This is a genomic window from Streptomyces sp. NBC_00691, from assembly GCF_036226665.1.
Classification (GTDB): domain Bacteria; phylum Actinomycetota; class Actinomycetes; order Streptomycetales; family Streptomycetaceae; genus Streptomyces.
Genome location: NZ_CP109007.1, coordinates 4003658 through 4028982, shown reverse-complemented (window position 1 = coordinate 4028982; position 25325 = coordinate 4003658). Strand labels below are relative to the sequence as shown.

Genomic DNA, 25325 nt, shown 5'->3' with positions numbered 1-25325 from the left:
CGTGGCGGCGTTGATCCGGAATTTCCTGGCCAAGTCTGCCCGAGGGCAGTGACACGTCAAGCCGGGTGAACGGTTCCGTGACCCTCCGCACAGGAAGGTTCCCCGAACCGTTTCCGCGAGGGCGGAGGAATCCTGTCGAATTTGCACAGGTGTACGTGGAAGGGATTGGATGGCCGGTCCATCTCGGACCGTGGTGTCGTACGGAGCCTGTAGCGTGACGACTGGACACGGCACGACAGACGACGGCGAGGACTGATGGCACCCGAATCCGGAGCAGGCGGCGGTGTGCCGGACTCGTCGGCGGAGTCCTGGGGCGTCGGTGGGGTCGTCGGCGACGGCCGCTACCGCCTGACGCACCGTCTGGGACGCGGCGGCATGGCGGAGGTCTTCGCGGCCGAGGACGTACGGCTCGGCCGTACGGTCGCGGTCAAGCTCCTGCGCGCCGATCTCGCCGAGGACCCGGTCTCCAAGGCCCGCTTCACCCGTGAGGCGCAGTCGGTCGCCGGGCTCAACCACCACGCCATCGTCGCGGTCTACGACTCCGGCGAGGACCTCGTGGCCGGCCGGCCCGTGCCGTACATCGTGATGGAGCTGGTCGAGGGCCGCACCATCCGTGACCTGCTGCTCAGCGCCGAGGCCCCCGGGCCCGAACAGGCCCTCATCATCGTCTCCGGAGTCCTGGAGGCGCTGGCCTACTCGCACCAGCACGGCATCGTGCACCGTGACATCAAGCCGGCGAACGTGATCATCACCCACGGCGGCGCCGTGAAGGTCATGGACTTCGGCATCGCCCGCGCCCTGCACGGCGCGCAGTCGACGATGACCCAGACCGGCATGGTCATGGGCACCCCGCAGTACCTCTCCCCGGAGCAGGCGCTCGGCAAGGCCGTCGACCACCGCTCCGACCTGTACGCGACGGGCTGTCTCCTCTACGAACTCCTCGCGCTGCGGCCCCCGTTCACCGGTGAGACCCCGCTGTCCGTCGTGTACCAGCACGTCCAGGACGCGCCGGTGCCGCCCTCCGACGTCACGGGGTCCGTGCCGCCGGAGCTGGACGGTCTGGTGATGCGCTCGCTGGCGAAGGACCCGGACGACCGGTTCCAGAGCGCCGAGGAGATGCGCGGCCTCATCCAGTACGGCCTGCAGATGCTCCAGCACGAGGGCGGTCACACCGGTACGTGGAACACCGGGCCGGTCGAGATGCACGAGGGCGGCCACACCCCGGGCGGCGGCATGGCCGCGACGACCGCGATGGGCCACCCCATGCACGGCGAGACCGCGCAGCGCCCGATCCTTCCCCCGATGAATCCGGAGGACGGCGGCTACGACGGCGGTGCGGGCGGGAACGGCGGCTACGGCCAGGACGGTTCGTACGGCTCGCACAACGGCGGCAACGGCCGCCGCGGCAAGATCTGGCTGTTCGCCGCGCTCGCGCTGGTCGCGGTCGTCGCCGGTGTCGTCTACGCCGTGAACAAGGCGGGCGACTCCGGTGGCAGCACGGGCGGCACCACGCCGACGGTCAGCACGTCGCCGTCGACGCAGTCCGAGGAGCCGTCACCCTCCTCCGCGGAGCCCTCCGAGGAGCCGTCCACCGACTCGGGCACGTCCGACGGGGGTGTCACGGAGGCGCCGTGGCCGCCGGCGACCACCTACGAGCCGACGACGCAGCCGCCGACCACGACCCCGCCGACGACCGAGCCGTCGAAGACGACCGAGCCGACGACGGACCCGACGGACGAGCCGACGCAGCCCACGGACCAGCCCACGGATCCCACGGGCACGCCGGGCACCGGGACGCCCAGCAATCCCTCCGGGGGCGGCAACAACTCGGACCCGCCGCCGACGGACGGCGCCGAGACCGGCTGACCGGACTCCGCCGCGGGCCCCCCGGCCCGGACCCCGTCTCACCCCGCGAACGCGTCGCTCACCGCCTCGTACTCGCGGGTCCACCAGACCGCCAGGGCCGACACCGCAGGAAACTGCGGGTCGGCCCTTCGGTCGTGCAGCTGGTAGCGCCAGCGCAGGGTCCAGAAGTCGTTGAGCCGCTCCCACCACACCCGGTGCGCCGCCGCCGCCAGCTCGGCGCGGTCGGCACCGGTCGCCCGCCGGTACGCGCGCGCGTACGCCCGCACCTTCTCCAGGGCCAGCTCGCCCCCCGGCCGTACGAAGAAGATGGCGGCGGCCCTGACCGCCTCCTCGGCCCTCGGGCGGACCCCGAGCCGGTCCCAGTCGACGATCGCGGCGGGCTCGGCGCCCCGGTAGAGCAGGTTCAGCGGGTGGAAGTCGCCGTGCACCCAGCCGGCGGCGGCGGCGGGGGGCGGCCGGTGGTGGGCGTGCTGGGCGAGGAGCCGGCGGCGCTCCCTCAGCCGGTGCTCGGCGAGGGCGTCGAAGCTGTCGCGGGGGCGGTGGGCGCGGGCCAGGCGGATCAGCTCGTCGATGGCCCGGAAGGTGTCCTGGAGGTCGGCGCTGGCGCGGCCGCCGTCGTCGGTGCCGGGAGTCCCGCCCGGTCCCGAGGGCTCCATGACCCGGTCCAGGGCGGTGTGGACCTGCCCGAGGAGGGTGCCCAGGCGCCGGGAGCAGCCCGTGGAGAGCTGGGTGCCGTGGCGGTGGCGACCGTCGATCCACGGGTGCAGGGCGTAGCAGTGGCCGTCGACGACGGCGACCGTGCGGCCGGTGGCGTCGGGCAGCGGCGGGGCGACGGGCAGGCCGAGGGCGTGCAGCCGCTGGGTCGCGCGGTGCTGGCGGGCGATCGTGGCGCGGTCGGCGGTGGGGGCGTCCAGGTGCTGCTTGAGGAAGTAGGTGCCGCGGGTGGTGGAGAGGCGGAAGCCGCGGTTGAGCAGCCCCTCGGCGACGGGCACGCAGGAGAGGGGTTCCCCGGCGTGCCGGTGGCGGCGGAGCAGGGCGCCGACCGGTGGGGCGGGCGGGGCGCCGCCGGGCCGGGTGGCGCCCAGTCGGCCACCGGACCGCGGGGCGGTCGGTCCGTCCGGTGGAGTGAGCGTTTCAGATGAGCGCGGCACCCGTCAGATGTTAGATCACGCTACGTGATGGAGGTGTCGCCGGACGGATTGGGCGGCGGAGCGGGTCACCGGGGTCTCGCTCGCGTAGTCGAGCGCGTGCACCGTCACGAACTGCGGTTCGATCCGCATGTAGACCGGGTCGAAGGCCTCGCCGTCCACCAGCTCCGGCTCGGAGCCGAACTCCACGAGCTCCTCCGCGGTCGGCTCGACGATCTCGGCGGTGCCGGTGAACTGCACGGACCAGAGGTTCGCGGACCCGGAGCTGAAGTTGTCCGCGCCGTAGGCGACGACGCTGCCGTTGCAGGCGCGGTGGTAGCCGAGGCCCCGGTGCAGCCGGAGCAGGACACGGCCGTCGGCCACGATGTGGCGGGCCGGGGCGACGAACGGCATCGCCCGCATGCTCGTCGCCACCCGGCCGTACGACACGCGGCTGAGCAACTCGATGGCGCGGATCTCGTCGGTGGACATGGCATCCACTCTCCGCCACCGGCACCGTGTCGGAAAAGGGGCCCCTGCCCCGCTTTCACGGGGACGTAGGTCCCGAATCGGGGCCACCGGCCGCGCCCTGGCCCGTAAGGGTGAGGGCCCCCGGCCGGTCCGGCGTCACCGGCGCCCGGACCCGGCGGCCCGGAGGCGGCGCCCGGACCCGGCGGCCCGGAGGCGGCGCCCGGACCCGGCGGCCCGGAGGCGGGCTCCGGGCCCCTCCGGCGCCGGGAGGCGGGCTCCGGGCCCTGCCCGTGCGTCAGTGGCGCTCCGCCTGGAGCCGCGCCACGTAGGCGGCGGCCTGCGAGCGCCGCTCCATGCCCAGCTTCGACAGCAGGCTGGAGACATAGTTCTTGATGGTCTTCTCCGCGAGGTGGAGCCGCTCGCCGATGACCCGGTTGGTGAGGCCCTCGCCGATGAGGTCCAGGATCTTGCGCTCCTGCTCCGTCAGGTTGGCGAGCTTGTCGTCCCCCTTCGGATTGTTGCCGTCGCGCAGCCGCTCCAGGACACGGGCGGTCGCCACCGGGTCGAGCAGCGACTTGCCGGCCGCCACGTCCCGTACCGCGTTCAGGAGTTCGTTGCCGCGGATGGCCTTGAGGACATAACCCGAGGCACCGGCCATGATCGCGTCGAAGAGGGCCTCGTCGTCCGCGTACGAGGTCAGCATCAGGCACTTGACGCCCTCGTCCCTCGAACGGATCTCGCGGCACACCTCCACCCCGCTGCCGTCCGGCAGGCGGACGTCGAGCACGGCGACGTCGGGCCGGGTCGCGGGGATCCTGACCAGCGCGTCCGCTGCCGTCCCGGCCTCTCCGACCACCTCGATGTCGTCCTCCACGGAGAGCAGCTCGTGGACGCCGCGCCGGACGACTTCGTGGTCGTCGAGCAGAAATACCCGGATTTTTCCTTCTTCGCGCACGCTGCCAGTCTCACATATTGGCTCTTCCCGCGCCCGGGGTGCGCGGGATAACGTGCCGGATGTTCCGACGACGGCGTCGGGCCGTTGTCCATGCGCTGACCAGCAGCGAGTCCCCCTTTTCTCGATTTACTTGGAAATCCAAGCAAAATCGCAGGTCAAGTGGGGTTTCGCGGGAATGCCGCACTATGGGTAACGTGCCTATGACGGCGCTCGCCGGGGCACCTGTCACGCCCGACTCCGGCCGCGTCGCACCCACCCCGTGCGAAGGGTACGGATAAGGCGGAGCCGCACTGGCTTACCGGCGAACCCGGAGGCCGGACCGACGGAGGAGCACGCACGTGACCGTGGAGAGCACTGCCGCGCGCAAGACGACGCGACGCAGCAGCGGCGCCAAGCGCACCACCAGCGCCGCAAGCGCGAAGAAGGCACCGGCGGCGCAGGGCGCAGAGCCCGAGCTCGTCCAGCTGCTGACGCCCGAGGGAGAGCGCGTCCAGCACCCCGATTACGACATCGACCTGAGCGCCGAGGAGCTGCGCGGTCTCTACCGCGACATGGTCCTCACCCGACGCTTCGACGCCGAGGCGACCTCGCTGCAGCGTCAGGGCGAGCTGGGCCTGTGGGCCTCGCTGCTCGGCCAGGAGGCCGCCCAGATCGGTTCCGGCCGCGCCCTGCGGGACGACGACTACGTCTTCCCGACCTATCGCGAACACGGTGTCGCGTGGGTGCGTGGCGTCGACCCGACGAATCTGCTGGGAATGTTCCGCGGTGTGAACCACGGTGGCTGGGATCCCAACAGCAACAATTTCCACCTCTACACGATCGTCATCGGCTCCCAGACCCTGCACGCCACGGGTTATGCGATGGGTATCGCCAAGGACGGCGCGGATTCCGCCGTGATCGCCTACTTCGGCGACGGCGCCTCCAGCCAGGGCGACGTCAACGAGGCGTTCACCTTCTCCGCGGTCTACAACGCGCCCGTCGTGTTCTTCTGCCAGAACAACCAGTGGGCGATCTCCGAGCCCACCGAGAAGCAGACCCGCGTCCCGCTCTACCAGCGCGCCCGCGGCTTCGGCTTCCCCGGCGTCCGGGTCGACGGCAACGACGTCCTGGCCTGCCTCGCCGTCACCCGCTCCGCCCTGGAGCGCGCCCGCCGCGGCGAGGGCCCGACCCTCGTCGAGGCCTTCACCTACCGCATGGGCGCCCACACCACCTCCGACGACCCGACGAAGTACCGCCGGGACGAGGAGCGGGAGGCCTGGGAGGCCAAGGACCCGATCCTGCGCCTCAAGGCGTACCTGGAGCGCGAGGGCCACGCCGACGAGGCCTTCTTCGAGGCCCTGGAGGCCGAGAGCGAGGCGCTCGGCAAGCGCGTCCGCGAGGGCGTGCGCAACATGCCCGACCCCGACGACATGGCGATCTTCGAGAACGTGTACGCGGACGGGCACTCGCTCGTCGACGAGGAGCGCGCGCAGTTCGCCGCCTACCAGGCGTCCTTCGCGGATGGCGAGGTCAAGTAACCATGGCTGTACAGAAGCTTCCGCTCGCCAAGGCGCTCAACGAGTCGCTCCGCAAGGCGCTGGAGACCGACCCCAAGGTCCTCATCATGGGCGAGGACGTCGGCAAGCTCGGCGGTGTCTTCCGGGTCACCGACGGTCTGCAGAAGGACTTCGGCGAGGACCGGGTCATCGACTCGCCGCTCGCCGAGTCCGGCATCGTCGGCACCGCGATCGGTCTGGCCCTGCGCGGCTACCGCCCGGTCGTCGAGATCCAGTTCGACGGTTTCGTCTTCCCCGCGTACGACCAGATCGTCACGCAGCTCGCCAAGATGCACGCCCGTGCGCTCGGCAAGGTCAAGATGCCCGTCGTCATCCGTATCCCGTACGGCGGCGGCATCGGCGCGGTCGAGCACCACTCCGAGTCCCCCGAGGCGCTCTTCGCGCACGTCCCGGGTCTCAAGGTCGTCTCGCCGTCCAACTCCTCGGACGCCTACTGGATGCTCCAGCAGGCCATCCAGAGCGACGACCCGGTCATCTTCTTCGAGCCCAAGCGCCGTTACTGGGACAAGGGCGAGGTCGACACCGAGGCCATCCCCGGCGCGCTCCACCAGGCCCGGGTGGCGCGCGAGGGCAGCGACCTCACGCTCGCCGCGTACGGCCCGATGGTGAAGGTCTGCCTGGAGGCCGCCGCGGCCGCCCAGGAGGAGGGCAAGTCGGTCGAGGTCCTGGACCTCCGTTCGATGTCCCCGATCGACTTCGACGCCATCCAGCGGTCCGTCGAGAAGACCCGCCACCTCGTGGTGGTCCACGAGGCCCCGGTCTTCTACGGCGCCGGCGCGGAGATCGCCGCCCGGATCACCGAGCGCTGCTTCTACCACCTGGAGGCCCCCGTCCTGCGGGTCGGCGGCTACCACGCGCCGTACCCGCCGGCGCGCCTGGAGGAGGAGTACCTGCCGGGTCTCGATCGCGTGCTCGACGCCGTCGACCGCTCGCTGGCGTACTGAGGAGAGCACCGTGACGATCCGCGAATTCAAGATGCCCGATGTGGGCGAGGGCCTCACCGAGGCCGAGATCCTCAAGTGGTACGTCCAGCCCGGTGACACGGTCGAGGACGGCCAGATCGTGTGCGAGGTCGAGACGGCCAAGGCCGCGGTCGAGCTGCCGATCCCCTTCGACGGCACGGTCCACGAGCTGCGCTTCGCCGAGGGGACCACGGTCGACGTCGGCCAGGTCATCATCTCGGTGAACGTCGGCGGCGGGGCGGCGCCCGAGGTGCCGGCGGCCGAGGCCGCTCCGGTCGCCGCCGCGGCGGTCGCTCCCGCGCCCGTCGCTCCGGCCGCGCCCGTCGCCGAGGAGGAGGCGGAGCCGCAGGGCCGTACGCCCGTCCTCGTCGGCTACGGCGTGGCCGCCAGTTCCACCAAGCGGCGCCCCCGCAAGGTGGCGCAGGGTGCGGTTCCGGCCGCTCCCGTCGCTCCGGCGCCGGCCGCTCCGGCCGCCGTCCCCGTCGCCGTCCCGGTCTCCGTGCCGGAGCAGCTCAACGGGCACGGGCCCGGTGCCGGGCGCCCGCTGGCCAAGCCGCCGGTCCGCAAGCTCGCGAAGGACCTGGGCGTCGACCTGGCGACGGTCACCCCGACCGGGCCGGACGGCATCATCACCCGTGAGGACGTCCACGCGGCGGCCGCTCCGGCGCCCGCGCCGGCCGTCGAGGCCCCGGCCCCGACGCCCGTCGCCCAGCCGGTGGCCGCCCCGGTGGCCGTGCCGGCGGCTCCCGCGGTGTCGACCGACGCCCGGGAGACCCGTATCCCCGTCAAGGGCGTACGGAAGGCCACGGCGGCGGCGATGGTCGGGTCGGCCTTCACCGCCCCGCACGTCACCGAGTTCGTGACCTTCGACATCACGCGCACGATGAAGCTGGTCGAGGAGCTCAAGTCCGGTACGGACATGGCGGGCCTGCGGGTCAACCCGCTGCTCCTCATCGCCAAGGCCGTCCTGGTCGCCGTCCGGCGCAACCCGGAGATCAACGCGGCCTGGGACGAGGCGGCGCAGGAGATCGTCCTCAAGCACTACGTGAACCTGGGCATCGCCGCGGCCACCCCGCGCGGTCTGCTCGTGCCGAACATCAAGGACGCGCACGCGCAGACCCTGCCCGAGCTCTCGGCGTCGCTGAGCGAGCTGATCTCCACCGCCCGTGAGGGGAAGACGACCCCGGCGGCGATGCAGGGCGGCACCTTCACCATCACCAACGTCGGCGTCTTCGGCGTCGACACCGGTACGCCCATCCTGAACCCCGGCGAGTCCGCGATCCTCGCGGTCGGTGCGATCAAGCTCCAGCCGTGGGTCCACAAGGGCAAGGTGAAGCCGCGACAGGTCACGACGCTGGCCCTCTCCTTCGATCACCGACTGGTCGACGGCGAGCTGGGCTCCAAGTTCCTGGCGGACGTCGCCGCGATCCTGGAGCAGCCGAAGCGCCTGATCAGCTGGGCGTAGTGCGCGGGTTCGCCCGTTTCACGTGAAACATGAGGCCCCGTCCATGATGTGGACGGGGCTCTCTGTTGCACCTCTGTTGTATCTATGCTGTGCGCATGCCCTCCGCCCCGGCCAAGCAGGCACCCGCAGCCGACCGCGTCTACATGCACGTCAAGCAGGCCGTACTCGACCGGCGCTACGAGGGAGGCACCCTCCTCACCGAGGGCGAACTGGCTCTCGCCGTAGGGGTGTCACGGACGCCCGTCCGCGAGGCGCTGCTCAAGCTGGAGATGGAAGGGCTGCTCAAGCTCTACCCGAAGAAGGGCGCCCTCGTCCTCGCCGTCTCCGTCCAGGAGATCGCCGACGTCGTCGAGACCCGGCTGCTCGTCGAGGAGTTCGCCGTCCGCCGCGCCGTCCCCGCGCCCGCCTCGCTCATCGAGCGGCTGGAGGAGCTCCTGGAGGAGCAGAAGCAGCGGGCCGCGGCCGGGGACCTCGCCGAGGTGGCGGTCACCGACCGGTGCTTCCACGCCGAGATCGTGCAGCACGCCGGCAACCAGATCCTCTCCCGCCTCTACGACCAGCTCCGCGACCGCCAGCTGCGGATGGGCGTCGCCGTGATGCAGTCCCAGCCCGACCGGGTCGCCAAGAACATCACCGAGCACGCCGAGATCCTCGACCGGATAAGAGCCGGCGACACCGAGGGCGCGGCGCACTGCGTCCGCCAGCACCTCAGCTGGGTGAAGGTCCTGGTCCGGGGCGAGGACCGATGAGCAACCGCAACGGCTACGGTTCCGCCGTGACCCTCCCCGGCGATCCGCCCGGCGGCCGCCGGGCCGCCCTGGTCTGGGGCGTCGGCGTCGCCGTCTACTTCGTCGCCGTCATCTTCCGCACGTCCCTCGGGGTCGCCGGACTCGACGCCGCCGACCGCTTCGACGTCAACGCCTCCGCGCTCTCCACCTTCTCCATCCTCCAGCTGCTCGTCTACGCGGGCATGCAGATACCCGTCGGCCTCATGGTCGACCGGCTCGGCACCAAGAAGGTCCTCGCCCTCGGCGTCGTCCTGTTCACCCTCGGCCAGCTGGGCTTCGCGCTCTCCCCCTCGTACGGCACCGCGCTCGCCTCCCGGGCGCTGCTCGGCTGCGGCGACGCCATGACCTTCATCAGCGTCCTGCGGCTCGGCAGCCGCTGGTTCCCGGCCCGCAGGGGCCCGCTCATCGGCCAGGTCGCCGCGCTCTTCGGCATGGCCGGCAACCTCGTCTCCACCGTCTTCATCGCCCGTGCCCTGCACGGCCTCGGCTGGACGACCACCTTCGTCGGCAGCTCCCTCGCCGGCGTCGTCGTCCTCGTCCTGATGCTGCTCTTCCTCAAGGACCACCCCGAGGGGTACGAGCCGCAGCCCGCCACGCACGCGGGCGCCGCCTTCGTACGCCGTCAGATCGCCGAGTCCTGGCGGGAACCCGGCACCCGGCTCGGCATGTGGGTGCACTTCACCACGCAGTTCCCCGCGATGGTCTTCCTGCTCCTGTGGGGACTGCCGTACCTGGTGGAGGCGCAGGGCCTCTCCCGGTCGACCGCCGGTACCCTGCTCACCCTGGTCGTCCTGTCGAACATGGTCGTCGGCCTCGCGTACGGGCAGATCATCGCCCGCCACCACACGGCCCGCGCGCCGCTCGCCCTCGGCACGGTCGCCGCGACCGCCCTGTTGTGGGCGACCACCCTCGCGTACCCCGGCGACCACGCCCCGATGTGGCTGCTCGTCACCCTCTGCCTGGTCCTCGGCGCCTGCGGACCGGCCTCGATGATCGGCTTCGACTTCGCCCGTCCGGCCAATCCGCCGGAGCGTCAGGGCACCGCGTCCGGCATCGTCAACATGGGCGGCTTCGTCGCCTCGATGACGACGCTGCTCGCCGTGGGCGTGCTGCTCGACGCGACCGGCGACAACTACCGGATCGCGTTCTCTTCGGTCTTCGTCCTGGAGGCCCTCGGCGTCGTGCAGATCCTGCGTCTCAAGGCCCGCACCCATCGCAGGGAACGGGAACGGCTCGTCGCCAGCAGGGTGGAAGCCGTCCACGTTCCCGTCTAGGGAACCGGCGCCCCCGTACCGGGACCTATCGGGGCGTCACCGCGAAGTTGTCGAGGATGGCCCGGGCCAGTGCCTCGTCGCCCTCCGTCTTGACCCGGTCGGCCACATCGGCCGGCCGGACCCGGCCGCAGGCGAGGCGCACGAACGTCTCCCAGTCCGTCGCCAGCGTCACCGCCGGGCCGAGCGAGGGCGCACCGTCTATCGAACCCCGGCCCTCCGCGTCGACCCGTACCGTCCGCAGGAACTCCACCGGGCCGCTGACGTCGATGACGACGGCCGAGGAGGCGGGCGCCCCGGCGTCCTTGGCGATGACCTTCGGCAGGGCCGCCAGGAGCACGTCACGCGTCACGTGGGCGCCCGCCGAGTCCAGGTTGCCCGGTGTGCCCAGCGCGACCCGCAGGTCCTGCTCGTGCACCCACACGTCGAAGGCGCGCATCCGGTAGGCCAGTTCCAGGGACTGCTCGGCGCCGAGGGGGGCGCGGATCAGGTGCTCGGGGGAGCGGTTCTCGTTGCGGAGCTGGCGGGCCCGGCGGATCAGGATGTACTCGAGCTCCGAGGTCATCTCCGGCGCCGTGTGATGCCTCCGCACATCGACCTGGACCTCCATGTAGCGCGCGAAGTCACTGCGTACGTGGTAGAGATCGCGCGGCAGGGAGTGGATCGGGCGCGGGTCGCCGAGCATCTCGGTCTCCATGCCGATCACATGGGACACGATGTCCCGCACCGACCAGCCGGGGCACGGTGTGGGCCGGTTCCACTCGCCCTCCACGAGCGGCTGCACCAGCTCGGCTATCGCCTCGATGGAATGGGTCCAGGCGTCGGCGTAGTTCTGGAGGCTGGGATGGACGGTCACGGGACCCCTCGGCGGTTCTTCGGTGCGCGGGCTGAAAGCACGACTGGGTGGGAGGCTCGGACGCTAAGTTACGCTGCCCGAAGGCACCCCGGCAGTGCTTTCGTGTGACGATCGTAGGCCGGTGTTGACGGCTCGAATGCCAGGACGGTGGTAGTGTGCGCGCCTCGCTGATCCAGATCGCGGTAGACCCGGACGAACCGGTCGACGCCCGACGTGCCCGCGTGGCCCGTCTCGTACAGGAGGAATCCGGCCGCGCCGACCTCGTCGTCCTGCCCGAACTGTGGCCCATGGGCGCCTTCGCGTACGAGTCCTTCGCCGCCGAGGCCGAGCCGCTGAACGGCCCCACGCACCGCGCGATGGCCGCCGCCGCGCGCGACGCCGGGGTCTGGCTGCACGCCGGATCCTTCGTGGAGGCGGAGGGGGGCGCGCTGTACAACACCTCGCTCGTCCTCTCCCCCGACGGCGAACTCGCCGCCTCCTACCGCAAGATCCACCGCTTCGGCTTCGACAAGGGCGAGGCGGTGATGATGGCCGCGGGGGAGGACCTGGTCACCGTCGACCTGCCGCACCTCACCGTCGGCGTCGGCACCTGCTACGACCTGCGCTTCCCCGAGCTGTTCCGCGGGCTCGTCGACGCGGGCGCCCAGGCCTTCGTCGTCCCGGCCGGCTGGCCGGCCCGGCGCCGCGCCCACTGGAGCCTGCTGGCCCGGGCCCGCGCCGTCGAGAACCAGGCGTACGTCCTCGCCTGCGGTACGGCGGGCACGCACGCGGGCGTGGAGCAGGCCGGCCACTCGATCGTCGTCGACCCGTGGGGCGAGACCCTCGCGGAGGCGGGCCCGGACGAGGAGATCCTGCGCGTGGTCCTGGACCCGGCGAAGGTCACGACGACCCGCGAACAGTTCCCGGCACTCAAGGACCGGGTCCTGGGCATCGCGACGCCGAAGCGCGGCTGAACGCGGACGCGGGGGCCGGGCGGGGCTGAACGCGGACGCGCGGGTGGTCGCCGGGGCCGGGGCCTTCTCCCGTAAGAGCTCCGCGGTGTGGCCCGCTACGGCTGCGCCGGGGCCTCCCGGCGGGCGATCTCCGTCTCGTCCGGGAGCAGCCCGGTGAGCTCCTGCCAGATCCGCTTCGGGGCGACGCGGCGCAGCCGGAACGGACTGCCGTCCGTCACCTCGCCCTCCGCCACCGGCTCGGCGGGCAGCTCGCGCAGCCAGTAGCCGAGCGGACCGCAGTCCCAGGCGGCGACCACCCGGGCCGTCACGCCCGCCGTCCCCTCCTGGCTGCTCTGCCAGGCCGCGGTCATCCGCCAGTTGGAGCGCACCTCCACGATCAGCTGTGCGAGCAGCGTGGCGGTCGCCTCCGCCGTCCCGGTCGCCCGCAGCGCGTCGACGACCAGCTGCCGCTCGTCCGCGCCGGGCGTCGACGCGGCCTTCTCCAGGGCCTGGAGACCCGCTTCGAGGACGCCGATGGTCGTCTCGACGACCTGCTCCCCGGCCGCGCCGGCGCCCGCCGGGTCGGACTGGCGCAGGGCGATCAGATCGGCCAGCGTCCACACCATGGTCCGTGGCTCGACGAGCCGGTAGACCGCCTCCTCCTCGCCCGGCCAGGTCTCGTGGCAGACGACGTGGTCGTCGCCGACGAGCAGCCCGTGGTGCAGGGGGCCCTGCCGGCCGCCCGCCTCCAGGGAGACGATCACGGAGGGGTTGACGACGGTCTGCATCAGGGGCAGCAGGAGCGCGGACAGCTCCCCGGCCCCGTTCATCAGCCCGGCGTCACGGAGCCGCGCCTCGGCGGGCGCCATGGACTCCGGTACCGGCTGACCGGTCGCCAGCTGCGCGAGGACGAAGACCTCGTCGTCGGCCAGCCGGAAACGGGATCGGGTCACGTCGAAGGAAGGCATGTGTCGCTCACTCGGGTAGGGCGGGAAGGACGGAGAGGCCGGGGAGGCCCCGAAACGAGGCCGGGTCGGGCCGCGCGGGCAGCACGGCCGGGTCGGGCCGCACGGCCGCGTCGGGCCGCGCGGGCGGGGTTCGGGCGGCGGCGGGGGATCAGTACGTCGCCTCGGTCCAGAAATGGGTCACGCGGGAGATGCCCGCCTTCACCGCGCCGATCCGGGTCAGGACCGACCGGTCGACGCCCGCGAAGATCAGGCCGAGGGCCAGGTCCCCGCCCTCCGCGCGCCCCTCGGCCCGCACGGAGAGCCGGCGGTTCTTGCCGCGCCCCGACTCGCGGACGGTGATCCTGACCCCGGGGTCCTCGTCGTCGGGCTCGCGGCTCAGGACGTAGGCGTTCTTGTCGAGGGCGGCGAGACGGTACTGGTCGCCCGCGTACTTCATGGTCAGGGCGCGCTGGTCGAGCGTGGCGCCGAACCGGTTCCGCGAGACATACACCATCCGGTCGCCGACCCGCAGCGTGGACCGGTTCAGGGTCGGCAGCTTGAGCCCCTCGGCGTGCATGCCGCGCGCCTCGAACGAGGCCACCGGGAGCAGCCCGCCGCGCACCTCCGAGACGAGTGACTCGGGGTTGGTGCGGGGGAGGGGCGCCGTCAGCGTGATCTCGCCGAACTCAGGCGAGACACCCTTCCAGCCGGCGCTGTAGTTGTGCCGGTTCCCCTCCTTCCACGCCTGGAGTTCGAACGGGCTGACCTGGGTGTGCATGAACGGATTCCTCTGCGTCTCAGGGATCGGGGTCCCGCGGTCGGGGGCGGTCCGGGTCAGTCGAAGGGATTCAGGGCACTGCCCAGTTTCTTCGCTCCGCTCGCGATCCCGGAGCCCACGTCGGACGCCTTGTCGCCGATCCAGTCCCCGGCCTCCTCGATGCCCTTTCCGATGGCCTCGTGGTTGTCCCAGATGAGCGCGGCTCCGTACGCCACGCCGGTGCCGACGGCGAGGCCGAGGGTGACCGGGGTCGGGGCGACGGTCAGCGCCGTCATCGAGGCACTGAACGCCGTGCCGGTCAGGTCCGAGGCGAACTTCGCCGGGTCGGCCTTGATCATGTCCGTGTTGTACGTGGTGAGGTTGGCGATGCCGTACGCGGTGGCCGCGACGCCGCCGACGACACCGGCACCGCGCAGCACGCCCGCCGCCTTGGCGGCGTTGGCGAGGCCGCCGTTCTGCGCGACCTTCAGGAGGTTGGCCTCGGCGGCGGTCGGCATGAAGAAGGCGCCGTTGCGCATGAACCCGCCGAGCATGGCGGCCTCGTCCGAGCCGGTCAGCGCGGTCGCGAGACCCGGCGGGATCTTGCTGAGCAGGCTGCCGGGAGCCGCGCCCGCGAGCCGCATGTTGAAGTGCTTGGACAGGAAGGTGCCCGGCGCGGTCGGGTGGACGAACGGCGGCCGGATCGCCTTGGACAGCTTGTACGAGTACATGCCGGCCGCGGTCAGGGCGCCGGCGAAGGCGCCGGCCGTGATCGTGCCCTTGGTGAACTTGTCGACCAGATCGGCCAGTTTCTCGTTGCCGGTGAGCTTGGCGATGCCGTCGCGCTGGAGCCGCTGGACGTAGTCGTCGAGCGTCTCGTCGTCCTTCATCTTCAGCCAGGCCAGGTTCATCCGGTCGTCCTTGGCCTTGTCGTCGGCCGCGGCGACCTTTCCGGCGTCACCGTTGAACCCGGTGCCGACGGTCGCGTCGTTCTTGTTGCCGTGGCCGTCCTTGACCAGGGCCTCCAGGTCCTTCTTGAGGTCCTGGTCGGCGAGGTCGAAGGCCTTGACGCAGCCGTCGAGGTGCTCGGTCCAGGCCGTCTCGGCCTCCCGCACGCTCTTGGCGCCGTCCGGGTCGTGGTGCAGGGCGCTGCGCTCGCTCGGCGAGAGCCGCTCGTAGTCGTAGGCCACCCTGCCCTGCTCGGACACCTTCATCCCGGCCTTGACGGCGTCGGCGCGGGCGCTCTCCAGCTGCTTCTTCAGCTCGGTGAACTGCTCGTGGGCGTTGCGCAGCACCGTCGCGGTGGCCTTCGCCTGGGTCTGGGCGGCCTGGTACTCGTAGCGGGTGGCCGCGAAGTTGGTCTGCGCGGCGGTCGCGCTCTCGCCCAGCCAGGCCTGGGACGCCGTCAGCGATTCGACGCTGTCGTGGTAGCGCTCCTCCACCTTGTGCAGGTCGCCCGCCATCTCGGTCCACTTGTCGGCGGCGGAGGAGAGCTTGCCCAGGTCGGTCGTCATGATCTCGGAGTACGTCAGCATGTACGTCCGCCCCCTCAGTACTGCTCGATGCGCGAGGTCGGCCCGACCCCGGCGATACGGGCACGGGTGTCGAGCTCCTGCTGGCCGAACGCGACCGCGGTGCCGCGCAGCGCGGTCTTCTCGGAGGCGAGCCGGGCGAGGAGGTTCTTCACCTGGCTGTCCCAGGTGGTCTCGACGGTCTTGAGGCCGGCCGCGGTCGCCCAGCCCTCGAAGCCGCCGACGGCGGCGGTCGTGGCGGCGTCCGCCACCTTGGCGGCCTTGGCCGTGTCCGGTTCCAGCTCGTTCTCGATGGTGTTTGCCGCGGCCTTCTTCTTTGCTGGTGCGGTAGCGAGGCTGGGCGGCCCGCCGGACGTGCCCCCACCGCCGCCGCCGTCGAGCTGGTTCAACCGCGTTCCCACGGGGGCTTGTTCGGTCACGCCGGACCGTATGCCGGCCCAGTCCTCGTCAAAACCCATGCCGCTGCGCCCCCATGAAAAGAATGATCATCACTTTGCAGGTGCACCGTATGTTTCCGTGGTGCGGCCCCGGATGCAAGGCTGGATCCCTCCCGCCTGGTCAGAGCGTGATGCCCTGAAGGGACGCGCTCCGCCCCTCACCCGCCTCCGCCCCCGTGAGCGGCGCGTACTCCGCCCAGGCCGCCGCCAGCCTCCGTACCGCCTCCGTGAGCACCTCCGGCGGCAGCAGGAAGTGCAGCCGCAGATGCCGGAGGCTGCCCCCGAGCGCATCGGTGGTCGCACCCGGCAGGACGGCCACCCCGTGCCGGAGGGCGACCTGCGCGAAGGAGACGCCGTCGCCGTGCGGAAGCCGCACCCAGAGGGTCTGCCCGCCGGCCGCAGGGGCGCAGGACCAGGACGGGAGCAGCCGGGCCAGCTCCGCGCGCAGATGGGCGTGACCCGCGCGGAGGCCGCGCAGCCGGGCGGCCCGTACGGACCCGAAGTCGGCCAGGAGCCGCGTCGCGACGAGCTGGGACGGCACGTCGCAGCCCAGATCGTGCAGCGCCTTGAGCCGGGCGAGCCGGGCGATCAACGGCGCAGGACCGCGCACCCAGCCGATCCGCAGTCCGCCCCACACGACCTTGCTGAGCGAACCGACCGCGATCACCTCGCCGTACGCGGAGAGCGGCAGCGGGTCCCGCCCCACCCCGAACGCCAGGTCGCCCAGCACCTCGTCGTCCACGAGCGGCACCCCCAGCGCGTTCGCCGCCTCCACGAGCCGGCGGCCCGCGAGCGGCGGAAGCACCGTGCCCGTCGGATTCTGGAAGCGGGCCACCACATAGGCCAGAGCCGGACGATGGCGCTCCATCACCCGTACCGCCTCCGCCACGTCGAGCCCGTCCGGCCCGACCGCCACCGGCAGCGGCACGGCCGCCGCCTCCCGGAACAGGTCGAGCGCCCCCGGATACGTCGGCGCCTCCACCAGCACCCCGTCCCCCGGAGCCAGCAGCAGCCGGGCGAGCAGCGAAAGCCCCTGCTGCGCACCGGTGGTGACCAGGACCTGCCCGGGCCCGGTCGGCACGCCCCGGTCCGCGTACCGGGCGGCCACCGCCTCCCGCAGCACGCCGAGCCCCGCCGGGTGGTAGCCGAGGTCCCCGGCCGGCAGGACCAGCGAGCGGTACGCCTCCGCCAGCTCGGGCGGCGGCTCCACGGGAGCCGCGCAGCTCAGCAGGATGACCTCGTCCGGCGCCTCCAGCAGGTGCAGGAACAGCGGATTGGACGTCTCCGCCACCCGGGGCGCGTCCCCCGCCCGGGGCGCCTCCGGCGCGAGCGCGGCCCGCGAGACCCGGGTCCCGCTGCCCTGCCGCCGTACGAGCCGCCCCTCCTGGCGCAGGGTGTCGTACGCCGCGACCACCGTCGTACGGCCCACGGACAGAGCCTTCGCGAGCCGCCGGTCGGGTGGCAGCAGCGTGCCCGGGGGCAGCGCGCCCTCGTCGACGAGGGCGCGCAGCCGGGCCGCGAGCAGCAGATAGAGGGGCCCGCGGCCGGCGGACCAGCGACCGAGCCGTGAGACGAGGTCATCGGGGTCGGGGGAGGGAACAATTGGTTTCATGGCCGGACCAATCTGCCGGGATTGGACCTGGGAAGGCAAACGCGCTGTCCACAGACTGAGTTCATGAGCACCGACTCCAGGCCCGCCGTCCCCGCCGCGTCCGTCGCTTCCACCGCTTCCGCCGCGCCGTCTCCCCGTCCCGAGACCCTCGCCGTCCACCCGCCGCACGTGGAGATCACCGGCAGCCGGCCCCTCGGCGTCCCGCTCCACCAGGGCCATGTCTTCGCCTTCGACTCGGCCGACGCTCTCGCCACCGCCTTCACCTCCGCCGACGCCTTCCTCTACAGCCGCCTCGGCAACCCCACCGTCCGCACCCTCGAGGACGCCGTCGCCCGTCTCGAAGGCGGCACCGCCGGCGTCTCCTTCGCCTCGGGCATGGGCGCGGTGAACGCCGTCCTCCTCGGCCTGCTCCGCAGCGGCGGCCACGTCATCGCCCAGACCTGCCTGTACGGCGGCACCTACGCCGTCCTCACCGACCTCGCCACCCGCTGGGGCGTCGACGTCACGTACGTCTCCGGCACCGACCCCGAGGAGGTCCGGGCCGCCCTGCGCACCGAGACCCGGCTGCTCTACCTGGAGACCATCGCCAACCCGACCACCCGCGTCTCCGACGTGCCCGCGCTCGCCGCCGTCGCCGCCGAGGCCGGTGTCCCGGTCGCCGTCGACAACACCTTCGCCTCGCCGCTCCTCTTCCGGCCGCTCGACCACGGCGCCGACATCGTCATCCACTCCGCGACCAAGTACCTGTCCGGGCACGCGGACGTCCTCGGCGGGATGGCCGTCTTCAAGGACCCCGAGCTGTACGGGCGGATCCGCCACCACGCGGTCGAACAGGGCGCCTCCACCGACCCGTTCGCCGCCTGGCTCACTCTGCGCGGCATGCAGACCCTCTCCCTGCGCATGGAACGCCAGTGCGCGAGCGCCGCCGACCTGGCGGCCCGGCTCGCCGCACACCCGGCCGTGGCGGCCGTACGCCACCCCGCCCTCGCCGGCCACCCGGACCGGGCGATCGCCGCGCGCCTGCTGCCCGACGGGGGCGGCGGCGTGATCTCGATGGACCTGGCGGGCGGCCGGGAGGCGGGCCGCACCTTCGTCGAGGCGGTCCGGCTCGCCTCCCTCAGCGTCTCCCTCGGCGACGTGAAGACCCTGGTGATGCACCCGGCCTCCACCTCCCACCACCAGCTCGACGCGGCAGCCCTGGAGGCGGCCGGGATCGGCCCCGGCACGGTCAGGATCTCGACCGGCATCGAGCACGTGGAGGACCTGTGGGCGGACCTGGAGCAGGCGCTGGAGAAGGCCGTCTAGGCGCCCGCCGGGTCGGCCCCCGCTCCCGCTCCGGCATCCGCGTCAGTCCTCCCGCTCCGCCATCCGGATCACGCACACCGCGACCGCGACGAGCAGCGCGGCGTCCGTGTCCTCGCGGACCACGTTCACCGCGTAGGTCTCGCGGACGTGGAACCACCGGCGGGAGATGTGGGCCAGGAGTTCGCCCTCGTACTCGACGGTGAACTCCCGGTCCAGGATCCGGCCGCTGACGTCGAGTTCCGTCCCCTCGACCAGCGTCACCCGGTAGTGGTTGCGCAGCAGCGAGAGCCGTTTGCGGCGGACGGTCGCGAGCGGCCGCTCGTCCCGCTCGATCGTCATCGTGTCCCGCAGACTGAACATCTTCTGCCGCAGGGTGATGAGGACCTGCCCGTCGGGGTCCTTCAGCTCCAGGGTGTCGCGCAGGCGCAGGGCCTTGCCGTCGACGAGGAAGGCGTGGCGGCCCTGCTCGTCCTCGATCCAGTAGTCGTCGCCGATCGCGAAGATCTTGTCCCGTACGAGATATTTCACGGTGCTATGCCTGCCCGCCGGGCCGGGGTCCCACCCGGATCGTCACCCTCGCGGTCACCTGAAATACCGGGTGAACGCGTCCGGGGTCGCCCCCAGCACCTCGCCGAAGGGCGAGTCGAGCTGATGGATCAGCAGCACCGTGAACGCGATGAAGCCCGAGAGCCCCATGACCATCACCACATGCGTCGTACTCCTCTTGATCCCGAAGAGGAACATGAACGCCAGCGTCAGCGCGCCCCCGATGAGCAGTCCCGTCCACAGCACGGGGGAGAGCCGCTCCTGCGCCGCCGCCTCCCGGCCGCGCCGCGCGTCGTCGATGTAGCCGAGCTGGGCGAGCACCTCCTGGGCGGCGATCTGCTGGGGCACCTTCGCGGAGTCGTCGACCTCGCCCGCCTGCCGCAGCTGTTCGAGCAGCCGCCAGCCGTTCGGGTCGAGCGGCCGGCGGGCAGCCATCTCCGGCCATTCGACGTCGACGACGTGGGAGGCGTACGTCCGGGCCGCGTCGCGCACCGGCTCCCGCCGGTCGGAGGGGAGGGCGTCGGCGAGCAGATACATCTGGTGCAGGGCGCTCGCCTCGACCTGTACGTGGTCGGCGGCGGAGGACCGGGTCTCCCAGACCGAGACCAGGCAGAGGCCGAGGACGACGGCGTAGAGCACCGAGACCATCATGGCGATGTACTCGGCGACGTCCTCCCGGGGCTCCTCGTCCTCACTCACGGGGAAGAGCCGGGTCTTGGCGACGACGACGAGGGCGGCGACGAACGCGACGCCGAGGACGACGACGAGCGTCTCGAACAGGGCCACGGTCAGCTTCTCCGGTTGCCGAGAAGGGCGGCCGCGACGGCGGCCGGGATCAGGATCAGCAGCAGCATCGCCACCACCCCGAACTCGCTCGCCTCACGCCCCCGGCGCCGCAGCCGCCCCAGGAACCCCTCGGTGTCGAGAAGAGCGGCACGCCGGGCGGCGGGGGCGTCGGGGTTCCCGGCGCCGGCGTCCGACGCGAGGGGCTCGGCGGTTCCGGTGGTCCCGGCGGTGGCGGCCGTAGGGAGGGGCGGGGCCGGGGCTGAGACGCCGGCGGGTGGCACGGCGGCGGCGTCGAGGGCGGCGGCTCCCGCGGCTCCAGGCACCGGAACGCCACTCCCGGGAGCGGGAGGGGGAGCGACCCCAGGAACCCCACCGGCCCCGAGGGCGGCGCCCGCTCCACCCGCCGCCGCGGCTGGTGCGGCGGGCCGACCGGAGGCACCGGGGGCACCCGCCGCACCGGGGGTACCCGCCGCACCGGGTGGCCGCCCCGCCACACCGCTCCCCCGGCCAGAACCCGCCGGGTTCCCCGCCGCGGCGGTCGGCGCTTCCGCCACCGCCGTGTTCACGCGCACCGTGAAGGCGGCCGCCGACCGTGCGACGAGGGTCGGCGCGGGCACCCGGCCGCCCCCGGGCCCGTACGTGGTCACCCGGTCGCTCCCGGAGGCGAGCCCCGTACTCCGGTGGGTGCCGGGGGCCCGCCGCACGGCGGCCGTACAGCGGGCGGAGGCGCCGGGGGCGAGCAGCGGCACGGTCCCGGGCCGCCCGGCGCAGTCCACGGAGCCGGCGCGCAGGCCGAGGGCGGGGTCCTCGACGCGGACGGCGTGCAGGGGCCGGTTGCCGTGGTTGGTGACGGTGTACGTGAGGGCGGCGGGGTACGTGACGGCGAGGGAGCGCAGCCCCGGGGCGGCGGACCGGCGGGCGGGCCCGACGGTGACCTGTTCGGTGAGGCGGAGGTCCCCGGCGACCCCGGAGTACGCGGTGCGGGCGGTCGCGGTGAGCATCCGCCCGAGCGAGGGGACGGAGCCCGTGGCGCGGACGGTCCCCCGGCGCAGGCCGGGAGCGGCCTGGAACCTGGCGACGCACTCCAGCTCCCCGAGCGCGGGAAGGGGCCGGCCGGGGCACCGTACGACGGTTCCCCGGGGCACGCCGGGGTCGGTGACCCGGACCCCGTAGAGATGCGCCTCGCTCCTGTTGACCAGCCGGTACCGCTTCACGGCCGGCCGGCCGACGCGCAGGTCGGGTGGCCGGACGCCGCTGTCACCCCGTCCGTTCACGGTGACGGTGACCCGTAGGGCCCCGTCACCGACCCCACCGGCCCGGGCGACGGTCGCGGGCAGGAAGAGACAGGTCAGGAAGAGACAGGGGAGCACGAGCAGCGCCACCGGGAGTCCACCGCTCACCCAGCCGCAGGAGTGGTCCGATGATCCGATCAAGCGCTCCGCCATGCCCGCCATGCTGACCACCTCCCACCCCCGACCCCACCCCCGGACACGCCCCCCACCCCCACCCGGCTCCCGATTCCACCCGTACGGCACTCCTGACGTACCGGCGTGATCCGGCATGCACACCCGGATGGCAAGCTTGAAGAATGAACGATGCCGCCCCGGCGCCCACCCCCGCGCCCCGCCGTGCCCGTGTCCGTGCCCCCGAGCTGATCGGCAAGGGCGGCTGGCTGAACACGGGAGGGGACGATCTGTCCCTCGCGGACCTGCGAGGAAAGATCGTTCTGCTCGATTTCTGGACGTTCTGCTGTGTGAACTGCCTGCACGTGCTCGACGAGCTGCGCGATCTGGAGGAGAAGCACCGCGACACGCTCGTCATCGTCGGTGTGCACTCGCCGAAGTTCGTGCACGAGGCCGAGCACCAGGCCGTCGTCGACGCCGTCGAGCGGTACGAGGTGCATCACCCCGTTCTCGACGACCCGGAGCTCGCGACCTGGAAGCAGTACGCCGTGCGCGCGTGGCCGACGCTCGTCGTGATCGACCCCGAGGGGTACGTCGTCGCCCAGCACGCCGGTGAGGGGCACGCCAACGCGATCCGGACGCTCGTGGAGGAGCTGGAGGCCGAGCACGAGGCCAAGGGGACGCTGCGGCGCGGCGACGGGCCGTACGTGGCGCCCGAGCCGGTCGCCACCGATCTGCGCTTCCCCGGCAAGGCGATCCTGCTGCCCTCCGGGAACTTCCTGGTCTCCGACACCACCCGGCACCAGCTCGTCGAGATGGCCGCCGACGGCGAGACCGTCGTACGGCGGATCGGCGAGGGGGTCTTCCGGGAGCCGCAGGGTCTCGCGCAGCTGCCCGACGGCAGCGTCGTCGTCGCGGACACCGTGAACCACGCCCTGCGCGTCCTCGACCCGGCGACCGGCACGATCGAGAAGATCGCCGGCACCGGGAAGCAGTGGTGGCAGGGCTCCCCCACCTCCGGGCCCGCACTGGACGTCGACCTGTCCTCGCCGTGGGACGTCGCGTGGTGGCAGGGCAAGGTGTGGATCGCCATGGCCGGCGTCCACCAGCTGTGGACCTACGACCCCGCCACCAGGACCGTCGAGGTCGCGGCCGGCACCACCAACGAGGGGCTCGTCGACGGGCCCGTCGCCGAGGCCTGGTTCGCGCAGCCCTCCGGGCTCGCCGCCACCGAGGACCGCCTGTGGGTCGCCGACTCCGAGACCAGCGCCCTGCGCTGGGTCGACACGGAGGGCGTGGTCCACACCGCCGTCGGCACCGGCCTCTTCGACTTCGGCCACCGGGACGGTGCCGCCGGCCAGGCCCTGCTCCAGCACCCGCTGGGCGTGACCGCCCTCCCGGACGGCTCGGTCGCGGTCTCCGACACGTACAACCACGCCCTGCGCCGCTACGACCCGGCGTCCGGCGAGGTGACGACGCTCGCCACGGACCTGCGGGAGCCCAGCGACGCCGTCCTCGTCGACGGCGACATCGTGGTCGTCGAGTCGGCCCGGCACCGGCTGACCCGGCTGCGCCTCCCCGAGGAGGCCGTCCAGGTGGAGGCCGTCGCCCACCGCACCCGCCGCGAGGCCACCGAGGTCGCTCCGGGCCGGCTCCGTCTGGACGTGGTCTTCCAGGCCCCCAACGGCCAGAAGCTGGACGAGCGGTACGGCCCCTCGACCCGTCTCCTGGTCTCCTCGACGCCGCCGGAGCTCCTCCTCGCGGGCGAGGGCACGGGCACGGACCTCTTCCGCGAACTCGACCTGAACCCCGGGCTCACCGAGGGCGTCCTGCACGTCTCGGCGATGGCCGCGTCCTGCGACGACGACCCGGCGAACGAGTACCCGGCCTGCCACGTCCACCAGCAGGACTGGGGCGTCCCGGTGAAGATCACGGAGTCGGGCACGGCCCGCCTCCCCCTGATCCTCGCGGGCATGGACGACCGGACCTAGCGGACGAGCCCCTGGTTCCTGGACGGCCGTCCCGCGGCGGCGTCCAGGCAGCCGTCCACCCAGGCGTCCGGGTCGTGCACGGCCCGGTCGCCGCCCATTCCCTGCCGTTCCATCAGCCCGCACTCCCCGGCGAGCAGCGCCTTGGTGCGTGAGCCGTCCACGTCGTACCCGCGGATCCGGGAGCCCATGACGAAGCCGCCCTCGTAGGCGATGTCCGTCCCCCACGGCGGCCGGTCGTTGAACGTGCCGATCAGCACGCCCGCCACCACCGTGGCGATCACGGCGGCGCCTCCGACACCAGCGGCGAACCTGCCCCGGGAGGGGCCCTCATGACGATGCATGAGGGCGACGCTGTCAGCCGGGGCCTTTCGCGGATGTTTCGCGGTCGGGGCCGCCGGACGCCCGGCGGCCCCGGCCGTCCGGGTCAGCCCTCCAGGAAGGCGACCAGGGCGTTGGCCAGGAGGTACGGGTCGTCGGCGCCGCAGAGTTCGCGGGCGCTGTGCATGGAGAGGATCGCCACGCCGATGTCGACGGTCTTGATGCCGTGGCGGGCGGCGGTGATCGGGCCGATCGTGGTGCCGCAGGGCATGTCGTTGTTGGAGACGAACGACTGCCACGGCACGCCCGCCTTCTCGCAGGCGGCGGCGAAGACCGCGCGGCCGCTGCCGTCGGTGGCGTACCGCTGGTTGACGTTCACCTTCAGGATCGGGCCGCCGTTGACGCGCGGGTGGTGCGTCGGGTCGTGGCGCTCCGCGTAGTTCGGGTGGACGGCGTGGCCGGTGTCGGAGGAGAGGCAGACGGTTCCGGCGAAGGCCCGGGCGCGGTCCTCGTAGGAGCCGCCGCGCGCGTACACCGAGCGCTCCAGGACGTTGCCGAGGAGCGGGCCCTGGGCGCCGGTGTCGGCCTCGGAGCCGTTCTCCTCGTGGTCGAAGGCGGCGAGGACCGGGATGTACGGGAGGTCGTCGCGGTCCGCGAGGGAGGCGAGCGCGGCGACGGCGGCGTGCACGGACAGCAGGTTGTCCATGCGGGGCCCGGCGAGCAGTTCGCGGTCGCGGCCCAGGTAGGCGGGCGCGTCGACGGCGTGGACCATCAGATCCCAGCCGCTGACGTCCTCGGCGTCGACGCCGGCCTCGGCGGCGACGAAGGAGATCAGGTCGCCCTCGTGGACGTCGCCGATGCCCCAGATCGGCTGCATGTGGCGCTGGCGCTCCAGCTTGAGGCCGTCGTTGACGCCCCGGTCGAGGTGGATCGCGAGCTGCGGGACGCGCAGCAGCGGCCGGTCCACGTTGACCAGGTGGTGGCTGCCGTCGCGGAGGGTGAGCCGTCCGGCGAGGCCGAGGTCGCGGTCGAGCCAGGTGTTGAGCAGGGTGCCGCCGTAGATCTCGACCGCGACCTGCCGCCAGCCGTGCGCGCCCATGTCGGGCCGCGGCTTGACGCGGAGGTTGGGGGAGTCGGTGTGGGCGCCGGCGATCCGGTACGGGGTGTGGGCGGAGGCGCTCTCCGGCACGTACCAGGCGATGATCGCGCCGCCGCGGATGACGTACTTCCCGCCGCTCGTCCCGTCCCAGGCGGCCGTCTCCTCGACCTGACGGAACCCGGCCTTCTCAAGGCGTGAGGCGGCGCTCGCGACCGCGTGGTACGGCGAGGGGGAGGCCGTCAGGAAGGCCATGAGGTCGTCGGTGTGGCCGCGGTCGAAGGGGCCGGTGGTCGGACGGGAGGCTGTGCTGCTCATGGGTTCCACCTTACGCAGAGCCCGGAAT

Annotated in this window: 23 protein-coding genes; 9 read left to right on the top strand and 14 right to left on the bottom strand. The window is 72.6% G+C overall.

From position 1 onward, the window contains the following. The first annotated feature begins 255 nt into the window (after positions 1 to 255). Positions 256 to 1866: a protein kinase domain-containing protein gene (locus OG392_RS18115; RefSeq protein ID WP_329280636.1), complete on the top strand. Its 1611-nt coding sequence runs from the start codon at positions 256 to 258 to the stop codon at positions 1864 to 1866. Between the two features lie 38 nt (positions 1867 to 1904). Here the strand turns inward: OG392_RS18115 and OG392_RS18110 are convergent, their stop codons facing one another. From OG392_RS18110 to OG392_RS18100, 3 genes are all read right to left on the bottom strand, one after another. Beyond that, on the bottom strand, positions 1905 to 3017 hold the full coding sequence (locus OG392_RS18110) for a phosphotransferase (protein WP_329280634.1): 1113 nt from the start codon (positions 3015 to 3017) through the stop codon (positions 1905 to 1907). Between the two features lie 15 nt (positions 3018 to 3032). Beyond that, on the bottom strand, positions 3033 to 3485 hold the full coding sequence (locus OG392_RS18105) for a pyridoxamine 5'-phosphate oxidase family protein (protein ID WP_329280632.1): 453 nt from the start codon (positions 3483 to 3485) through the stop codon (positions 3033 to 3035). A gap of 274 nt (positions 3486 to 3759) precedes the next feature. Continuing rightward, positions 3760 to 4419 carry a response regulator transcription factor gene (locus tag OG392_RS18100; protein WP_329280630.1) on the bottom strand — a complete coding sequence of 220 codons (660 nt, stop codon included), beginning with the start codon at positions 4417 to 4419 and terminating at the stop codon, positions 3760 to 3762. Between the two features lie 338 nt (positions 4420 to 4757). Between OG392_RS18100 and pdhA the strand changes: the two genes are divergently transcribed. The 5 genes from pdhA (at position 4758) to OG392_RS18075 (ending at position 10464) form a co-directional block, all read left to right on the top strand. Continuing rightward, positions 4758 to 5936 carry a pyruvate dehydrogenase (acetyl-transferring) E1 component subunit alpha gene (gene pdhA, locus OG392_RS18095; protein WP_329280627.1) on the top strand — a complete coding sequence of 393 codons (1179 nt, stop codon included), beginning with the start codon at positions 4758 to 4760 and terminating at the stop codon, positions 5934 to 5936. Positions 5937 to 5938: 2 nt separating this feature from the next. Further along, positions 5939 to 6919 (top strand): alpha-ketoacid dehydrogenase subunit beta, encoded by a 981-nt coding sequence (locus tag OG392_RS18090; RefSeq protein WP_329280625.1) that lies wholly within the window; start codon positions 5939 to 5941, stop codon positions 6917 to 6919. 31 nt (positions 6920 to 6950) lie between these two features. Next, positions 6951 to 8402 carry a dihydrolipoamide acetyltransferase family protein gene (locus OG392_RS18085; RefSeq protein WP_329287343.1) on the top strand — a complete coding sequence of 484 codons (1452 nt, stop codon included), beginning with the start codon at positions 6951 to 6953 and terminating at the stop codon, positions 8400 to 8402. Positions 8403 to 8497: 95 nt separating this feature from the next. Further along, on the top strand, positions 8498 to 9151 hold the full coding sequence (locus OG392_RS18080) for a GntR family transcriptional regulator (RefSeq protein WP_329280623.1): 654 nt from the start codon (positions 8498 to 8500) through the stop codon (positions 9149 to 9151). Then, a complete protein-coding gene (locus OG392_RS18075; RefSeq protein WP_329280620.1) occupies positions 9148 to 10464 on the top strand; it encodes an MFS transporter in 1317 nt (438 codons plus the stop codon). Before OG392_RS18080 ends, OG392_RS18075 begins: the two co-directional genes overlap by 4 nt. Before the next feature lie 25 nt (positions 10465 to 10489). On the opposite strand, the gene OG392_RS18070 is transcribed toward OG392_RS18075, so the two are convergent. Next, the gene (locus OG392_RS18070; protein WP_329280618.1) at positions 10490 to 11317 is read right to left on the bottom strand and encodes a maleylpyruvate isomerase family mycothiol-dependent enzyme; all 828 of its coding nucleotides are present in this window, start codon (positions 11315 to 11317) and stop codon (positions 10490 to 10492) included. A gap of 155 nt (positions 11318 to 11472) precedes the next feature. Between OG392_RS18070 and OG392_RS18065 the strand changes: the two genes are divergently transcribed. Further along, the gene (locus OG392_RS18065) at positions 11473 to 12270 is read left to right on the top strand and encodes a carbon-nitrogen family hydrolase (protein WP_329280616.1); all 798 of its coding nucleotides are present in this window, start codon (positions 11473 to 11475) and stop codon (positions 12268 to 12270) included. Positions 12271 to 12365: 95 nt separating this feature from the next. On the opposite strand, the gene OG392_RS18060 is transcribed toward OG392_RS18065, so the two are convergent. The 5 genes from OG392_RS18060 to yczR all read right to left on the bottom strand — a co-directional run bounded on the left by OG392_RS18060 (position 12366) and on the right by yczR (position 17534). Further along, a complete protein-coding gene (locus OG392_RS18060; protein WP_329280613.1) occupies positions 12366 to 13217 on the bottom strand; it encodes a histidine kinase in 852 nt (283 codons plus the stop codon). 148 nt (positions 13218 to 13365) lie between these two features. Further along, complete coding sequence (locus OG392_RS18055; RefSeq protein WP_329280610.1) at positions 13366 to 13974, bottom strand: hypothetical protein; 609 nt, start codon at positions 13972 to 13974, stop codon at positions 13366 to 13368. Positions 13975 to 14030: 56 nt separating this feature from the next. Continuing rightward, on the bottom strand, positions 14031 to 15488 hold the full coding sequence (locus OG392_RS18050; RefSeq protein ID WP_329280608.1) for a hypothetical protein: 1458 nt from the start codon (positions 15486 to 15488) through the stop codon (positions 14031 to 14033). A gap of 14 nt (positions 15489 to 15502) precedes the next feature. Further along, on the bottom strand, positions 15503 to 15886 hold the full coding sequence (locus tag OG392_RS18045; protein WP_329280605.1) for a hypothetical protein: 384 nt from the start codon (positions 15884 to 15886) through the stop codon (positions 15503 to 15505). Between the two features lie 157 nt (positions 15887 to 16043). Next, complete coding sequence (yczR, locus tag OG392_RS18040) at positions 16044 to 17534, bottom strand: aminotransferase-like domain-containing protein (protein WP_329280602.1); 1491 nt, start codon at positions 17532 to 17534, stop codon at positions 16044 to 16046. Positions 17535 to 17597: 63 nt separating this feature from the next. On the opposite strand from yczR, the gene OG392_RS18035 reads away from it, so the two are divergent. Further along, complete coding sequence (locus OG392_RS18035) at positions 17598 to 18839, top strand: trans-sulfuration enzyme family protein (RefSeq protein ID WP_329280599.1); 1242 nt, start codon at positions 17598 to 17600, stop codon at positions 18837 to 18839. Between the two features lie 42 nt (positions 18840 to 18881). On the opposite strand, the gene OG392_RS18030 is transcribed toward OG392_RS18035, so the two are convergent. The 3 genes from OG392_RS18030 to OG392_RS18020 are packed head-to-tail and all read right to left on the bottom strand — an operon-like array spanning position 18882 to position 21616. Continuing rightward, entirely contained in the window at positions 18882 to 19367 is a 486-nt protein-coding gene (locus tag OG392_RS18030; protein WP_329280597.1) for an LURP-one-related/scramblase family protein, read from the bottom strand. A gap of 54 nt (positions 19368 to 19421) precedes the next feature. After that, positions 19422 to 20171, bottom strand: coding sequence for a bestrophin-like domain (locus tag OG392_RS18025; RefSeq protein WP_329280594.1), 750 nt, complete (start codon positions 20169 to 20171; stop codon positions 19422 to 19424). Between the two features lie 2 nt (positions 20172 to 20173). Next, positions 20174 to 21616 carry a DUF7507 domain-containing protein gene (locus tag OG392_RS18020; RefSeq protein WP_329280592.1) on the bottom strand — a complete coding sequence of 481 codons (1443 nt, stop codon included), beginning with the start codon at positions 21614 to 21616 and terminating at the stop codon, positions 20174 to 20176. Between the two features lie 143 nt (positions 21617 to 21759). On the opposite strand from OG392_RS18020, the gene OG392_RS18015 reads away from it, so the two are divergent. Next, on the top strand, positions 21760 to 23565 hold the full coding sequence (locus OG392_RS18015) for an NHL domain-containing thioredoxin family protein (RefSeq protein WP_329280590.1): 1806 nt from the start codon (positions 21760 to 21762) through the stop codon (positions 23563 to 23565). Here the strand turns inward: OG392_RS18015 and OG392_RS18010 are convergent. Both OG392_RS18010 and OG392_RS18005 read right to left on the bottom strand, forming a co-directional pair. Then, positions 23562 to 23906 (bottom strand): hypothetical protein, encoded by a 345-nt coding sequence (locus tag OG392_RS18010; protein WP_329280588.1) that lies wholly within the window; start codon positions 23904 to 23906, stop codon positions 23562 to 23564. The two genes, OG392_RS18015 and OG392_RS18010, sit on opposite strands and share 4 nt — an antisense overlap. Before the next feature lie 83 nt (positions 23907 to 23989). Continuing rightward, the gene (locus OG392_RS18005) at positions 23990 to 25297 is read right to left on the bottom strand and encodes a M18 family aminopeptidase (protein WP_329280586.1); all 1308 of its coding nucleotides are present in this window, start codon (positions 25295 to 25297) and stop codon (positions 23990 to 23992) included. Between the last annotated feature and the right edge of the window lie 28 nt (positions 25298 to 25325).

Bases quoted from the DNA above. Each gene is read 5' to 3' on its own strand.
- OG392_RS18115 (WP_329280636.1), top strand. From the start codon at position 256: ATGGCACCCGAATCCGGAGCAGGCGGCGGTGTGCCGGACTCGTCGGCG.
- OG392_RS18105 (WP_329280632.1), bottom strand. From the start codon at position 3,485: ATGTCCACCGACGAGATCCGCGCCATCGAGTTGCTCAGCCGCGTGTCG.
- OG392_RS18090 (WP_329280625.1), top strand. From the start codon at position 5,939: ATGGCTGTACAGAAGCTTCCGCTCGCCAAGGCGCTCAACGAGTCGCTC.
- OG392_RS18085 (WP_329287343.1), top strand. From the start codon at position 6,951: ATGCCCGATGTGGGCGAGGGCCTCACCGAGGCCGAGATCCTCAAGTGG.
- OG392_RS18080 (WP_329280623.1), top strand. From the start codon at position 8,498: ATGCCCTCCGCCCCGGCCAAGCAGGCACCCGCAGCCGACCGCGTCTAC.
- OG392_RS18075 (WP_329280620.1), top strand. From the start codon at position 9,148: ATGAGCAACCGCAACGGCTACGGTTCCGCCGTGACCCTCCCCGGCGAT.
- OG392_RS18060 (WP_329280613.1), bottom strand. From the start codon at position 13,217: ATGCCTTCCTTCGACGTGACCCGATCCCGTTTCCGGCTGGCCGACGAC.
- OG392_RS18055 (WP_329280610.1), bottom strand. From the start codon at position 13,974: ATGCACACCCAGGTCAGCCCGTTCGAACTCCAGGCGTGGAAGGAGGGG.
- OG392_RS18050 (WP_329280608.1), bottom strand. From the start codon at position 15,488: ATGCTGACGTACTCCGAGATCATGACGACCGACCTGGGCAAGCTCTCC.
- yczR (WP_329280602.1), bottom strand. From the start codon at position 17,534: ATGAAACCAATTGTTCCCTCCCCCGACCCCGATGACCTCGTCTCACGG.
- OG392_RS18035 (WP_329280599.1), top strand. From the start codon at position 17,598: ATGAGCACCGACTCCAGGCCCGCCGTCCCCGCCGCGTCCGTCGCTTCC.
- OG392_RS18020 (WP_329280592.1), bottom strand. From the start codon at position 21,616: ATGGCGGAGCGCTTGATCGGATCATCGGACCACTCCTGCGGCTGGGTG.
- OG392_RS18015 (WP_329280590.1), top strand. From the start codon at position 21,760: ATGAACGATGCCGCCCCGGCGCCCACCCCCGCGCCCCGCCGTGCCCGT.
- OG392_RS18010 (WP_329280588.1), bottom strand. From the start codon at position 23,906: ATGCATCGTCATGAGGGCCCCTCCCGGGGCAGGTTCGCCGCTGGTGTC.
- OG392_RS18005 (WP_329280586.1), bottom strand. From the start codon at position 25,297: ATGAGCAGCACAGCCTCCCGTCCGACCACCGGCCCCTTCGACCGCGGC.